We start from the raw sequence: 15,099 nt of genomic DNA on the forward strand, positions 1-15,099 counted from the left end.
TATAAATTACGCTTTCGCGAAAGCGTTATAACAACTAACATAAATAATATTCGACTTTTTGGAATTTAGTTAAGAACAAGATATAGTAATCAAATTTCTAGATGAAATGCATTATGAAACTTGTAAATAATTATAAAAATCAAATTATTTAATTTGAGCTAATTTTACCCAAAAGTCTTTTATTATAGGTGCAATAAATTAAGTTAGAATGAAACAACTACATCTTTTAGTCCTATTAGTTATTACGGGTTTAAGCCTTACAGAGGTAAGTGCTCAACAAGACCCTCAGTATACACAATACATGTATAATACTGTAGCTATAAATCCAGCATACGCAGGTAACAGAGGTGTTACTAGTATTGTAGGATTGCATAGAAGTCAATGGGTAGGTCTTGATGGAGCTCCTCGTACGCAAAGTCTCAGCATACATTCACCAATAGGGGAAGGAAAGGTAGGACTTGGTTTATCGATAGTAAATGACGCATTAGGTCCAGCACAAGAGACTTACATAGGTGCAGATTTTAGTTATACTGTCAATACGTCAAATAGTGGTAAACTTAGTTTTGGTTTAAAAGCTGGAGGACACGTTTTAGATGTAGACTTTACCAAGTTGACATTATTTGATGTTTCTGATCCTCGTTTTTCTCAAAATATAGACAATAAGATTTCGCCAATTGTTGGAGCAGGACTTTATTATCATACTGATAGATTTTATGTGGGACTAAGCGTACCAAACCTTATCCAGACAGAGCATTTTGATGAGAGTAATAACAGTAACCAAGCTAGCTTTGTGGCAAAAGAGCGTATAAATTACTACGGTATTATGGGTTATACTTTTGATATTAATGATCAGCTTAAATTTAAGCCTAGTACTTTAGTAAAGCTAGTATCTGGAGCACCATTACAAGTTGATATTACTGCAAACTTTTTAGTAATGGAAAAATTACATTTAGGGGCAGCATATAGATGGAGTGCGGCTCTAAGTGGTTTAGTTGGTTTTCAAGTATCGGATAGTATGCTCATAGGTCTTGCTTATGATAGAGAAAGTACTGATCTAGGAAATACAGTTTATAATGATGGAAGTTTTGAAGTGTTTTTACGTTTTGAACTTTTCAATGAGTATGACAGAATGTTAACACCGAGATTCTTTTAATAAAAGTCTACTATGAGATATATTACTATTGCACTCCTTTTGTTTGCTACCATTGTAGGAAACGCACAGGAAGGAAAAATAGAGAGAGGTACAAAGAATTTCAATAAATATGATTTCGTAGATGCTCAAGAAATCTATCAAAAAGTTGCTGATAAAGGTTATGAGTCTGCAGACTTATTCAAGAGATTAGGAGACTCTTATTATCTCAACGCAAGCTATAAGAAATCTTCAACTTATTATGGAAAACTTATTGAGCAATTTCCTGAAGCCGCTCAAGCAGAAGCATATTTTAGATATGCTCTTTCGTTGAGAGCAACAAAAGATTATGCGCTTTCTGATAGAATGATGTCTAGATTTTTTGATCTTAAGGAAGATGATAGAAGAGCAAGTTTATTTAAGGAAACTCCAGATTACTTAAGGGAAATAGATTACCAAAAAGGTTCTTACGAGGTTTCAAATACTACAATCAATTCTGGTTATTCAGATTTTGGTCCTATGCTTTATAATGACAAACTGATTTTTGCTTCTAACAGAGATACAGGATCTTTTACAAAGCGTATACACAAGTGGAATGGTCAGCCATTTTTAAACTTATACCAAGTAAGCTTAAATAAAGTTGATCAAGATGCTGGTAATAAATATGTTGAAAAATTTAGTGCTTATTTAAACACACAGTACCACGAAAGTACTCCTGTATTTACAGAAGATGGTAAAACGGTTTACTTTACTCGTAATAATTATAATAACGGGAAGTATAGAGAAGATAATGATGGAACAAATAGGCTTAAGCTTTATAAGGCATCATTAGTTAATGGCAAATGGACAGACTCTCAAGAGCTTCCATTTAATAGTGATGAATATACAGTTGCACATCCGGCTTTAAGCGTTGATGGTAGTCGATTGTATTTTGCGTCTGATATGCCTGGAACTTTTGGCCTTTCTGATTTATGGTATGTTTCTATAAATGGGGATAAGACTTATGGAACTCCGGTAAACCTTGGTAGCGACATTAACACAGAGGGTAGAGAGTCATTTCCTTTTATTAGTTCGGAAAATGATATTTATTTTGCATCAGACGGTCACCCTGGATTGGGAGGTTTAGATCTATTTGTTACTGCTTTAGGCAGAAATGGAGAAACTGCAGAAATACTAAACCTAGGAGAGCCTGCAAATACCTCAAAGGACGATTTTGCCTTTGTAATTAATAGTGAGTCTAATACAGGGTTTTTATCATCTAATCGTGGTAAAAGAGGTGTAGATGATAATATTTATATGCTAAAGCAAATAAAGAAACCTTCTCCCCCTTGCGATATTTTATTATCGGGAATTGTTACTGATAAGAGTACTGGAGATTATCTTGAGGGTGCTACAGTTAGCTTGTATGATACCAACAATAATTTGTTCAAATCTGTTGTTACTGGAGCGTCTGCAGCGTTTGCTTTCATTCCTGATTGTGATAAGATTTTCCTTATCAGAGCAGAGAAGGAAGGATACAATACTTCGGAGAAAATGGTAACCACGCCTAATGTTTCTTCTGAAATAGAAGAGATATTACAATTAGACAAAACCTTGAAACCAGTGGTTCCTGGAGATGATATCGCAAAAATATTAGACCTTAATCCTATTTACTTTAACTTTGATAAGTATGATATACGTCCTGATGCAGAGGTAGAACTTGCAAAAGTATTAGTATATATGGAAACTTACCCATCTGTACGCATAGATGTTCGATCTCATACAGATAGTAGAGGAAGAGATGCGTATAACCTTAATTTATCACAAAACAGAAATGTTTCTACTAGAGACTGGCTTATTTCAAAAGGAATAAGTGCATCTAGATTAACTGGAAAGGGATATGGAGAAACACAACTTGTAAACGATTGTGGCAACGGTGTACGTTGTAGTAAAGATCAACATCAATTAAATAGACGTAGTGAATTTATAGTACTTAGTAACTAAGACTAGAATTCTTACATTTTAAAGAAGAGCGCCTCAATTGAGGCGCTTTTTTTATGAGTTATTTGTATTTTTACAAAGCTTATGAAAGAAGAATTAGTCATCCTTGTGGATGAAAATGACAATCAAATAGGGCTTATGCCCAAAATGGAAGCTCATGAAAAAGCTGTGTTACACAGAGCTTTTTCAGTGTTTGTTTTTAACAGTAAGAATGAACTTATGTTACAGCAACGAGCATTACATAAATACCACAGCCCCGGTCTTTGGACAAATACCTGTTGCAGTCATCAACGTGAAGGTGAAAGTAATATAGAAGCTGGTATGCGACGTCTACAAGAAGAAATGGGTTTCTCTGTACCTTTAGAAGAGACGATCTCATTTATTTACAAAGCTCCTTTTGATAATGGTCTTACAGAACATGAGCTAGATCATATTCTAATAGGTCATTCGGAACAATCTCCGGCTATCAATGAAGACGAAGTTGCGGCTTGGAAATGGATGGATCTAGAAAATGTGAAAACTGATATCGCAAATCATCCAGAACTATATACAGAGTGGTTTAAAATCATTTTTGATAAATTTTATACACACATTAAGAGATGAGAATAACCGCACATAGAAAAGCGCATTTTAATGCTGCTCACAGATTGTATAGAGCAGATTGGGACGACGCAAAGAATATGCAAATATTCGGGAAGTGTAGTAACCCTAATTTTCATGGTCATAATTATGACCTTACGGTTAGTGTAAGTGGAGAAATTGATCCCGAAACAGGATTTCTCATTGACCTTAAGATTTTAAAAGATATTATAAAGGCAGAGGTAGAGGATTATTTAGATCACAAAAATCTCAATCTTGAGGTTCCTGAATTTAAAACGCTTAATCCTACGGCCGAAAATATTGCTGTTGTTATTCATAAAAAGATTAAAGCGGTTTTAGATCCTAAATTTGATCTAGAGATCACCTTATATGAGACGCCTCGTAACTTTGTAACCTATAAAGGCGAGTAGTTATGGCATTAAAAATAGGAGATAAAGCACCTGGTTTTACACTCAATAATCAGGATAACGTAGCAGTATTAGTAGACGAATTGATAGGGAAAGTGCCTATGGTAATTTATTTCTACCCTAAAAACTTTACACCTGGATGTACAGCTCAGGCTTGTAGCTTTAGAGATCAATACCAAGATTTTACAGATGCAGGAGCAAAAGTATTTGGTATAAGCGCAGATAGTGTAGAAAGTCATAAACGCTTTAGATCAAAGCATAATCTACCCTTTGATACGCTCTCAGACGCAAATAATAAGGTGCGTAAAAAGTATGGCGTTAAAAATGAACTATTAGGATTGCTACCTGGTAGAGAAACTTTCGTAGTAGATGCAAACGGAATTATAAAGATTCGTTTCAATAGCATGATGGCTGCAAAACATATACCTAAAGCACTTGCAGTTATTAAAGGATTGTAAATCAAAGCATGTTTTCGCGAAAGCGTAACCATTACATAATACCACAAAAATAAAAGGGAGATGCTTAGCATCTCCCTTTTTATGTTATATAGATTTTACAAAATCTAGAAATACTTTTTTATGTAAATCTAAATCTAAATCTGGTGAGAGAGAAGCTCTCACGATGTAATCTTTATCACCTTCTTTAGTGGTTCCTTGCGTAGAGGTAGCTGGAATAGTCCAGTAACAGCCTTTAAGCTGGCCGTAGCTTACACAGAATTTACTCTCATTAGGAATCTCTGTAATCATTAAGTTAATAAGCTTAAGATTAAGAGCTCTTTTGTATTGCTCTCTTTCTATGTCATTAGCTCCTTTAGTTGGTAAATCTAGAGAAAATACAGAAGGAGTAAATCCTTGTGATGCTAGCTCCTCAGACACAAAATTAATTTTTGCGCCCGGAAGTTCTTTTTCTATAAAGGTTACAAACTCACGCGTGTTTACATAAGCTGCTGCAATACGATCGTTCATAGAAGGTAACTGTGCGGCTAGTATCTCATATTGTAAATCTGTAGCCTCGTTATCACAAAGCTCAAGGTGAAAAGCGATACTCTTAATGAGGTCTTCTGCTTTATTGTTTACCACGCAATAGCCTGCAGTACATTTACCACCACTTGGGAATTTTGATCCGCTGGCATATGAAATAGTGCGCACGGTAGATAGTATTTTATCTTCTCCTAAGAAGTGTACATTAGGACAAAACGTTTGATCAAGGATAAAAACAGGGTCTATTGCTGTTGCTCCAGTAGGAGTGGTACGTTTTTTACTAAGCGCCTCTTTGAGTTGTAAAAGATCTGGAACTTCTACTCTTGGGTTCGTTGGTATTTCTGCAATAATATAGGGTACTGCGTCCTCTGCAGCTATTTTAGTAAGTACAGTGTCTATGCTCTGCACCATATCATTATCTCCATCTACAGGAAGATCCACAACTTCTACATTATCAAGGCAAGCAGCAACGCGTCTAGCTTGATCATTTGTACCACCATAACAGTTAGGAGGAACAATAAATTTAATCGCCTTACCAGGATGTTTATTGATAGCATCATCTACTAACCCCATCATAATAGCGTACTGTATAGAAAGTCCGCTAGAAGCCACGAGAGGCTCTGTATCGGTTCCATTTACTTCTTTAATGAGTTCATGTACACGCGCTTTATCTTTTGCTACATCACCAGCCTTGTAATCTATAGGAGCATTGTTTACCAATGATTTTAATGCCACTAAAGAATTTGATGGCGTCATCGCAATGGTTTCCCTTCTACGCACGTGTTGGATATCTGAAACATAGTGTGCGTTCTTCTCACCATTTATAACGAGTAGACTACCTATATTTTCATATACACTTACGTGAAAATCAATGCTGTTTGCTATAGGTTCTGCCTTTATTTGGTTTTCTTGCGAGAGATAAACAGTACTCCCGTCAAAAGCCGAAATATCTTCTGGGTTGTTCACTTGATTAAGTTCGAAGTGATATCCGTAAACGCTTTTCAAAGCTTCTGCATCAAATATAGCAGGAAGTTTCCCTGTGTAGTTGATTTGTGTTTTTTTACCGTCTAATAAATTTTTTCTCAGCACGGCAAGTACTGGAACGGTAATAGAATCAAAGCTAATAACGCTGTCTGCTTCTAGGCCTAGCAATCTCGCTACGCTCCATTCTAGAATACTAGAAAGTGGGTGGCCTAACCTTATGTAATCATAGGCTGTTGGAAGATTTGCTAGAGCAACAGTAGTTGCATTTTTCTCATTGTATAAAGCTTCAAATTCATTTAGAAACTCAGATTTAGCAAGCTTTTCATTATAAATATCCAATCGGTGGGTGGTGAGACCTATCCAGTCGTTGGGCATATTATCGAGTACTTCTTTGATGTAGTGTAACATTTATAAGTTTTAAAACAGTGTCTTCATCGCATAAAGACACCTTAAATATTAATTTTTTAAAGGATAATTTTAGACGCTTTTTTCGGAAATTCCTAACAGTAAATACTCTCAAATAGTACTAGTCTCAATGAGTGTAAATATGGTTAACTACAAGTAATGTAAACCGTTCATTTACTTAAAAAACCAATTAAAGTTTGAGCAGATAAAACGATTTTACAAAAGTATGCGAGTCATTTGCAATAGCAAAGACTCGCACTATGAATTATTATTTTTTAATGAAGGTTTAACAATGAAATGACTTAGCTAGTAAATAGCCAAGCTATGATACATTGAAAACTTACAATGATGTTTGTTATCTAATCTTTGATCATTGGCAGTTCGATAGATGATGCATGCACGGCCGAGTGATGCACGTTATTATGTGCTACAACACCTTCTTTTTCGTCATAATTATTTCCTCCTGTATTGAGATTACGAGCAAAACGTGGGAAGTTACTACTTGAGATTTCTACACGAATACGATGTCCTTTTTTAAAATAATTACTTGTAGACATCGGCGTAAGGTCTAATTTATATACTTCGCCCTCTTTCATAAATACTTCCTTATCATATCCTTCTCGATATCTTGCGCGTTGTATCGTTTCATCAAGATTGTAAGCTGTACCGTCAGGGTAAACGTCAATTAGTTTGATAGTAAAGTCGGTATCTTTCACGTCAGAGGAGAAGTATAACGTGCTATTTATAAAACCAGATACTTCTACGCCTTCCTCTAGCGGATCTGTAGTATACACTAAGATGTCATTTCTAGTTTCCATTTGTTGTTGGTCAAAAGCGCCACCTTGAACGGCATTACCTGTACAACATACATTACCACCGTATGAGGGTACTGGTTGCATAGGGTCATATGTAAACCCATCTGCATTATCCGAAGTTGCTTTAGTAGTAGATAATGTTCCGTCTCCAAAACGGCTATTAGCATTTCCATTACTATTTAAATAATAGGTGGTAGGTTCAGTTTTTTTAGGTGGCCAGGTTTCGGCAGCTTGCCACTTATTGCTACCCATAGTGTAGTACTGAACTCTCGGTGTTTTTTCTTTAAAGTCATTTTTCTCATCTTTAAGCCATAAATCAAACCATCCATAAATCTGCTCCTCATAATTGAGTGTTGCATCACCTACGCTGCGCTCACCCACAATAGTATTTTCGGTTGCTCTTGTGTATGCACAATGTAGGGTAGGAGCAATGACGAGATATTGATTATCTCTTATGTTTTCATCCTTCGTATTATTTCTCACGTGATTAAATAGGGCTAGGTTAGGAGTGATAGAAACATCATACCAAGAGGCAAACCAGAAACTAGGAACACCAATATCTTTGTTGTCATGATAAATGCCTCCTTCAAACCATGCCTTATCATTAGGTTTGCGACGTATCATTTTGTCAAAAATCTCGTTCTTACCGTTGATGTTTTTCAAAATATCTTGAATAGGCAAGTGCTTTAAAGCCTCCGCCATATCTACTGGCGGGTTTTCTGGTGCTAGATCATAAAATCGTGAAATTCTTATTAAATCTTCTTGTGTTGCTCCTTCAGGAATACGAGGTTTAAATTTATCATGTTCCACACCGTACAACCATGAGAAAAAGAGCATCTGCTCAACACCACCACGATACCAGTTTCCTTGTTCTTGAATATCGCCTATTCTTCCTACGCCAGCTCCATAGCCTTGCGGTACCATAGCTGCATGAGAAGGATGATCTAAAGCTGCAACTGCCATCTGCCACTCTGCAGTAGAGGAGCAGCCAAGTGTGCCAATTTTTCCGTTAGACCAGGATTGATTTTTCATCCATGTAAATGCGTCATATCCATCTGTGAGCGGTACGCCTAGTATATCCCATTCACCTTCAGAGTAGTATCTTCCTCTTTCATTTTGAACCACGTAAGCATATCCTCTTTTTACAGCTTCTAGCGCTCGCTCGGCGGTTCTTGTTCTTTGTTTTCCATCTCCCCAAGAATTGAAGTTATAAGGAGTTCGCGAGAATATAATAGGAACCTTACCACTCGTCTTTGGTCTATAGATATCAGTAGCGAGGCGTATGCCATCGCGCATAGGCATCATGACTTTTTGATCTACAATGGCTATTTTTTCAAGTTCGGCGAGTACATCGTTTTGTGCGTAAAGGGTGTCGCTCGATATCATAGACATCGCAAGCGCAAGAAATAAAAGAAACGTAATTTTCTTCATCGTGTAGGGATATTAGCTTGTAATAAGGATTACAATGATTAATCAATAAATATGCTTCTAAATATACAATGAATTTATTGGTGCTTATAATTTTTGTGGTAACAAGCAGCTAATATTGAGATATATAGGTGTTAGGAGTTAATTGCAATTATGCATATAATGATATCAAACAACCTTGGGATTGTGTGTAAAGTCTAGTGACACTGTAAGGTAAACTCTATCTTTCCAGAAGATTCATCATAAAAAACATAAATCAGTCCTACATCTCCCCACATCAATTCGGCATTATCTTCGGAGTCTATTTGAAATAGAAGCTTCATTGGATTTCCATCGCCGTCATTAGGTGTTTCTTCACCTTGTACCCAATTAGGATAACCTCCCAGCTGACTCAAATAATCTTGTTCTCCTATCAGCTTTTGAACAACTTGATCATAACTATCCCAAGGTTCATCTTCGTCAAGAACACAAGATAGTTTAGAAGCCGCTGGACTGTGTAGATCTATTCCTTCCCAGTCAGGGAGAGATTTTGTAGCGCTAAAATTTATCAAGCAATACTTAGACATTTCTAGCGTGCTGGGTGTCGCAATAAATTGAACATTATCTTGGTTCACTTTCTTATAAATTTTCACAAGCCAGCCGTCACTTGATGTTTCCCAAGGAAATTCTTCCCAATCGTAATAGAATTGAACTAATGCTATACTTTCTGGAAGTTCCAATGCTGGAGTGTTGAAAATTTGGAAGATAAAGGCTAGATGATCTCCTTTGTTAGTTTCTGGCCATGATTCTCCCTTTTCAAAATATGGGTGTCCCCCAAAATGTGAAACCATTTGAGAGTTTTCTAGAGGCCTAGAAGCTGGTAATACCTCTAGCTTAGTAGCCGTTCTAATTAAAGGTTTTACTAAATTTTCTAAATCAGAAAATGTTTTTAAGTTAAGATCATTTAGCTCCTCACGATATTTATTAAAATGTGACATAGCCTTAGGTTTGTTTTCTTTGCTTTGAAATAGTTTTTTAAGAAAGTTCATCTTACAGGTTTAGTTTAGATTACAAAGACAAGTTTAATCTGGGATAAGTGGAATGTTTAATGAGAAGAAGCTATTTAATCTTTACACTAGATCAACGCTCAATTCTTTTTTAATAGATCTTTTGTCCACATTAATCGCTTGTATCCATTCTCATTTTAAGCAAGTCTGGTTTAAATCCTTTCTTTCTATAAGCTTGCAGTGCGCTTTCATTTTCGGCATACACATCAAGTTGAATCTCTGTAATATTTTTCTTCTTTACATCGGTAATTAGCGCATCAATGATTTTACCATTTATTCCCTTTCCTCGGTAGCTAGGCAATACATACATAAAACCTAGGTACGCATATTTCGCAGGGTTCTTGTAGGGTTTAGCATCTAGTATGAGCGCATATCCCGAGCCTACAATCTTATTATCTACTTCGGCAACTAGTAGGGTAGCGTCTTCATTATTTATGAGATCTACTATATTGTAATAGGTGATAGGATCTTCTTTTAAATTTGGAGCAAAGGGACGCTCATAAGAGATCACTGCCTGCTCAAAAGATTTTAAAATCTCAAGGTCATTTATATGGGCATTACGTATGATGATATTTTCTGTCATGATAGTATTATATATTTATCTGATGTAAGCAGAGTAGGAGCACTAAAATATATTTCATAAAGATTTCAATTGTTACAGGCACGCTTTCGCGAAAGCGTAATTACTTAAACAGCACTAAGTTGATGAGTAGACACTTTGCTATTCATCTTAATTTTTGACTACATCACCCTTTTTTAATGTACTTGCATCTACGGCATTGTCAAATGTATACTCGGTAGATATGAGGCCATTAGTTGCAGATGGAATTTTAACATTAAAATGTAGGTGCTCAACGGTGGTAAAACCCGTCATTCCACTAATAGCGATGGGTTGCCCTTTCTCCACATAATCACCAAGCTCAACGATGGCTCCATCATAGTTTAAGTGTACATATTGAGAGTATAAACCGCTGTCAGGATGATAAACGGTTAGGTAATTACTTTTATCATTATCCCTCCATTGCTGGCTTGTACCATGATCTTTGTATTTATCAATCAAACCCACTACATATCCATCATCTACACTGACGATGGTATCCCCTATGCTTAGATCGAAATCAATTGCATACTTACTCGTGATTTTATTATGAGAAAAGCTGTTGTTAAAGCCTTGTATGATTTTGTACTGCTTACCCTTTGGAAATGGTAATCCTATGCTGCTTTTGTTGATTTCACGCTGTAAATCCCCATATCTAATGCTGTATTTTGGTTTTATAGTAGATTGTACATCTGGATAATGAATTTTAATAATAGTGTCTTGCAGTTTACTTAGGGTTACATGCCCAAATAGTGTTGCTAGGTCAGGATTTGCAGCATCTTTAACGAGCTTTACTTTCATGGGACACATGAGAGGGTTCTTTAAATGAAAAGCGATCGTGTCATTTTCATACGCATCTTTAAAGTTTAATTTAGCTGGAGCGTACTGCTCTTTAGGGAAATTGTCTAGGCTATTGCAAGCTGCAAGGCAAATTATGGACAGGAAAAGGATAAGTTTTTTCATATATTTTCCATCTATTTCAAACTTGGAGATAACACTTAGAATTCCCAATATTTTGATGCTCTTTTTAATCCAGCTCTTCATATTTAAATATTATTTTTTCACACCTTTAATTCCGCTGGCGCACCCGAAAAAATATTCAATATACTCAACTTCAAAATTGGCTTTTTTAAAAATACCATATACATTTTTAGAGTTCCCGAATTCTTGAGTGTAAATACCTAGCATCTTGTAAGTCTCAGGACTTCCTAAAAATACTTTTCCTAAAATTGGAATAATGTTCTTTAGGTAAAACATATAAAAAGGCTTTAAAATTCTGAATTTCGGTACAGAAACATCAATCAATGAGAACTTTCCATTTGGCTTGAGAATCCGGTCGATTTCATTGGCAAGTTGTACAAGTTGCTCATCATTAAATGTTTTTAATCCAAATCCAGAAATCACGCAATCTGCAGAACCACTTTCTATAGAGTTATCAAATACATTTTCCTTTAGTAATGCGATGTTAGCATCACTGAACTTTACCTTTCTTCGTTCAGCGCGATTAATCATTCCAGATGAAAAGTCAAGACCAATTAGTTGAGAGTTACTATCTGAGTTTTTTAAAATATGTTTCCAGCATTCTCCCATTCCAGTCATTAGATCAACCACAACTTTCCCTTCTTCAATGTCAATTTCCTCCACACATTGTCTTCTCCATCTTTCGCTGAACCCAAATGATGTGATGTAATTCATCTTTGTATAAGAACTTGACATGTTATCAAATAGCCTTTCTACAAATTTCGGTTCGTAAATTTCCTTCATCTGCCGTAGTTGGTTAGTGTTATTTGCGATTTGCGTGGACGTAAGAAGAGTGTTTTTAAAGAATTTACCATCTTAAAAGCAATATACTAATCACAACTACTCCTTCCTTTCAAAAGTTTGCACAACGTTCTTTATATCTGATATGGCTTGACTGCTTCCAGGAACATAGGTTCCTACAAATAAATAATAACCACCATTCTCATCATATAAGATCACTTGATACATCTCCTCGTTATTATTGCCATTATTTGTGGCAAAGAGCTCAAAACCTTCTAGTCCGTCAATAGTTATATTGTTGATTCCTTTGTTTGGAATTACGGAGTAATCATCAGGATATTTTTTTAATCGCGAAATACAAAACAATTTCTTATCTGTGATATTTACTTTTGCAAAAGATTTGTCGGTGAGTAAGCTGGCTTTATCAATACTTTCAGTAGGTGTTTTTAGATCCCTATTAAAGAGCATTCCATTACCTATGACTGCTACATATTTTAAAGATCCTATACCTTCATTTAGTGAGTAATTAAGTGCCTCTCTAGGGTTGTTTTCCACCATAGCGTCCACAAAGGTGCTTAGTACACTTTGTTTTATTTTTTTACCTAATTCAAGAGAATCCTTTACATACACACCATTTAGTAAGGTGCTAGATTTTTCGTCACCATAAATAAGAATGTGTTTTGAAAAAATCATTCCGTTTGCGGGTTGTTCTACATCTAGAAATATTCCATTATAGTTACCTACTTTAATTTCCTTTCTGGATTTCATTTCCATGCCTTGCGTTTTTAGCATGTCTGCATTAAAACCTTTTGATACTTCACTGTAAGGTCCTGGGATCTCAAAAGCCATAATCATGGAAGATGGATCTTGCGGATCTTGAAAACCCTTAAAATTATCTGAAGCTGTAAATGATACCGGAGGAATCATAAAAATATTCGTTCCCTTAATTTGAAGGTGACGCTCCGTTTTTTGTGATGGAAATTCTTGCCCAACAATAATACTAGAAATGGATAATAGAAGTAGGGTGATTATTAATGAATGTTTCATTGTTATTGTTTTTAGCCTTTCGGCGAAAATTTTAGGTTCAAGTTATATTGTAAAGATTTTGTTTTTAGCGCAATGCATTATCAATGCTTAAATGTAAGTGGTATGTTAAATCTAGAAATTAGGTAATTTGTGATAATTGCGCCTATATATAAGATTAACTATATAGGCTGCTGCCAGCCATGCTTCCTTAAAATTTTATTAGCTTTTCTGTATCCAAGTTTTAATCCAATGAATTGAAATTTTGCTAAAAGCTCATTTGCTAAATTCCTTTCGTTCGGTCGGAAAACCCTAGGTTTTAAATCTGTATCCCATAATTCCTGTACGATTCTATTACCTTCTCCGTATCTCTTAAATCTTTTATAAAAACCAATAATTCCATCTGAAAAATCGTGGACTGCAACACTATCAAAAGCATAGGCTAGATTTCCGATTTGTGAAAGTCGTAAACCTAAATCAACATCTTCACCACCTGCAATTCCTATTTGTTCATTAAACCCACCTATTTGATTGAATGATTTTTTCCAAATTAGTGAATTGGCTGTAATTAAATATTGTGGAACAAAATTGCCATTTTCATCTTGAGTTTTCAGAGGAATTAGTATTTCTTGACTCTCGTAATATTTTGAAAGTTTGTCATTATCTAATGATTTTATGTTTCCTGCATAAGCCACAGAATTATTGTCAGCTTTCAGGTATCCCTTTAGGAGTGATTTTGTTGGAATACAATCACTATCATTAAACAGTAACCATTTTCCTTTCGCAATTTCAGCGCCTTTATTTCTCGCAGAGGCTGGTCCAATTTTACGACATTCAATCAATTTAATTGGTAAGCCATAGTTTAGATAGTCAGGTTTTAATGTTATTGGTAAACTTGAATTGTTGTCAACAATTATTATCTCTTTTGGAAAATCTATTTTCGAGTGGGTTTCAAAGAACTTGGTTAAATAATTATCAATTCCCTTTTGATTGTCTTTTACTGGTATTACGACTGATATTTCGTTTTTAATAATTGATTCAGAAAAGTTTTTTTCTATTTTCTTTTCGTCTTTAAAGAATACTAATCGGCTTATTAATGTCATGCGTGGTTTTTTATATGGTAATAACGGTCTCCTTTAAAAATAGCATCACTTTAAAAAATACTTGCTTTTCAGATTAAACTCAACCCTAATCATCAAATTTTAATACGAATACTATGCTCTAGCTTGTAATTCTGCTTTTATGTTCTTGTGTTTTTTATCCAAAAATATAATCGCTAAAACCATTGCGATAGTAATTAGTGAGAAGGTAGAATCAATTCCATCATCATTCATGATCCAATTGTAAACAAAAAATACAGCTGTTATTATGGTAACTGTTGATAGCACTTGTATGATTTTTTTGGTGCTATTAAGTTTAGTTTTTATCTAATTCTAAGTAATAGAGTTTTGCTGCTTCTTGAATTTCATTATCTAAGTTATCATCAAGAGCGTATGAATATAATACCCATTTGTCATTTGGTTTGTAAAATTTGAATATAAACCTAAGGGGCTGTCTATCGTATTTTACTAGGTATGAATATAATTCAAAGCTCTCAGCAAATTTCTTTGTAGTTATGATTTCATATCCATAGTACTTACCCATGTAGCTTTCAGAAAACCCATTCACAGTACCAATAATTTTATCGATATCATCTTTTATTCTATCAGTCCATTTGTTTGTCTCATATAATTCTTTTACAGCTTTACCAGCGTCTTTTTCATATGTTTCAAAAAAGGTGTCAATTAAATCTTGTGGACTAGATTGAGCATATGAGTTTCCAGATATTGTGATTAGTAATAGAAGTAATAATTTTTTCATTTATTTAGTTTTTAATGGTTATTAAGAGTGCTTTAGATAGAGGTTGACTTATAAAAAGACCAAACCGTTTCGTGTTAAACACA

14 protein-coding genes are annotated in these 15,099 nt (G+C 35.0%); 5 read left to right on the forward strand and 9 right to left on the reverse strand.

Annotated features, from left to right (window positions below):
- Positions 1–208 precede the first annotated feature (208 nt).
- The 5 genes from JM84_RS07760 (at position 209) to JM84_RS07780 (ending at position 4,574) form a co-directional block, all read left to right on the forward strand.
- A complete protein-coding gene (locus JM84_RS07760) occupies positions 209–1,153 on the forward strand; it encodes a type IX secretion system membrane protein PorP/SprF (RefSeq protein ID WP_013749610.1) in 945 nt (314 codons plus the stop codon).
- A gap of 12 nt (positions 1,154–1,165) precedes the next feature.
- A complete protein-coding gene (locus JM84_RS07765; RefSeq protein ID WP_144783527.1) occupies positions 1,166–3,112 on the forward strand; it encodes an OmpA family protein in 1,947 nt (648 codons plus the stop codon).
- Positions 3,113–3,193: 81 nt separating this feature from the next.
- A complete protein-coding gene (gene idi, locus JM84_RS07770) occupies positions 3,194–3,712 on the forward strand; it encodes an isopentenyl-diphosphate Delta-isomerase (protein ID WP_013749608.1) in 519 nt (172 codons plus the stop codon).
- Positions 3,709–4,119, forward strand: a complete 411-nt coding sequence (locus JM84_RS07775; RefSeq protein WP_013749607.1) for a 6-pyruvoyl trahydropterin synthase family protein — start codon at positions 3,709–3,711, stop codon at positions 4,117–4,119. Before idi ends, JM84_RS07775 begins: the two co-directional genes overlap by 4 nt.
- Positions 4,120–4,121: 2 nt before the next feature.
- The gene (locus JM84_RS07780; protein ID WP_013749606.1) at positions 4,122–4,574 is read left to right on the forward strand and encodes a peroxiredoxin; all 453 of its coding nucleotides are present in this window, start codon (positions 4,122–4,124) and stop codon (positions 4,572–4,574) included.
- An 84-nt stretch (positions 4,575–4,658) separates the two neighbouring features.
- Here the strand turns inward: JM84_RS07780 and JM84_RS07785 are convergent, their stop codons facing one another.
- The 9 genes from JM84_RS07785 to JM84_RS07825 form a co-directional block, all read right to left on the reverse strand.
- On the reverse strand, positions 4,659–6,488 hold the full coding sequence (locus JM84_RS07785) for a PLP-dependent transferase (protein ID WP_013749605.1): 1,830 nt from the start codon (positions 6,486–6,488) through the stop codon (positions 4,659–4,661).
- A gap of 356 nt (positions 6,489–6,844) precedes the next feature.
- Entirely contained in the window at positions 6,845–8,731 is a 1,887-nt protein-coding gene (locus tag JM84_RS07790; protein WP_013749604.1) for a CocE/NonD family hydrolase, read from the reverse strand.
- A gap of 194 nt (positions 8,732–8,925) precedes the next feature.
- On the reverse strand, positions 8,926–9,756 hold the full coding sequence (locus tag JM84_RS07795; RefSeq protein WP_013749603.1) for a DUF1963 domain-containing protein: 831 nt from the start codon (positions 9,754–9,756) through the stop codon (positions 8,926–8,928).
- Between the two features lie 130 nt (positions 9,757–9,886).
- Complete coding sequence (locus tag JM84_RS07800; protein WP_013749602.1) at positions 9,887–10,357, reverse strand: GNAT family N-acetyltransferase; 471 nt, start codon at positions 10,355–10,357, stop codon at positions 9,887–9,889.
- Between the two features lie 147 nt (positions 10,358–10,504).
- A complete protein-coding gene (locus JM84_RS07805; RefSeq protein ID WP_186439107.1) occupies positions 10,505–11,335 on the reverse strand; it encodes a M23 family metallopeptidase in 831 nt (276 codons plus the stop codon).
- Between the two features lie 90 nt (positions 11,336–11,425).
- Positions 11,426–12,136 carry a class I SAM-dependent methyltransferase gene (locus tag JM84_RS07810; RefSeq protein ID WP_144783533.1) on the reverse strand — a complete coding sequence of 237 codons (711 nt, stop codon included), beginning with the start codon at positions 12,134–12,136 and terminating at the stop codon, positions 11,426–11,428.
- Positions 12,137–12,232: 96 nt separating this feature from the next.
- Entirely contained in the window at positions 12,233–13,180 is a 948-nt protein-coding gene (locus JM84_RS07815) for a hypothetical protein (protein WP_144783536.1), read from the reverse strand.
- A 158-nt stretch (positions 13,181–13,338) separates the two neighbouring features.
- Entirely contained in the window at positions 13,339–14,259 is a 921-nt protein-coding gene (locus JM84_RS07820) for a glycosyltransferase (protein ID WP_144783538.1), read from the reverse strand.
- Between the two features lie 313 nt (positions 14,260–14,572).
- On the reverse strand, positions 14,573–15,016 hold the full coding sequence (locus JM84_RS07825) for a hypothetical protein (RefSeq protein ID WP_013749594.1): 444 nt from the start codon (positions 15,014–15,016) through the stop codon (positions 14,573–14,575).
- Positions 15,017–15,099 lie beyond the last annotated feature (83 nt).

This window comes from Dokdonia sp. Hel_I_63 (assembly GCF_007827285.1).
In the GTDB taxonomy this organism is placed as follows: Bacteria; Bacteroidota; Bacteroidia; order Flavobacteriales; family Flavobacteriaceae; genus Dokdonia.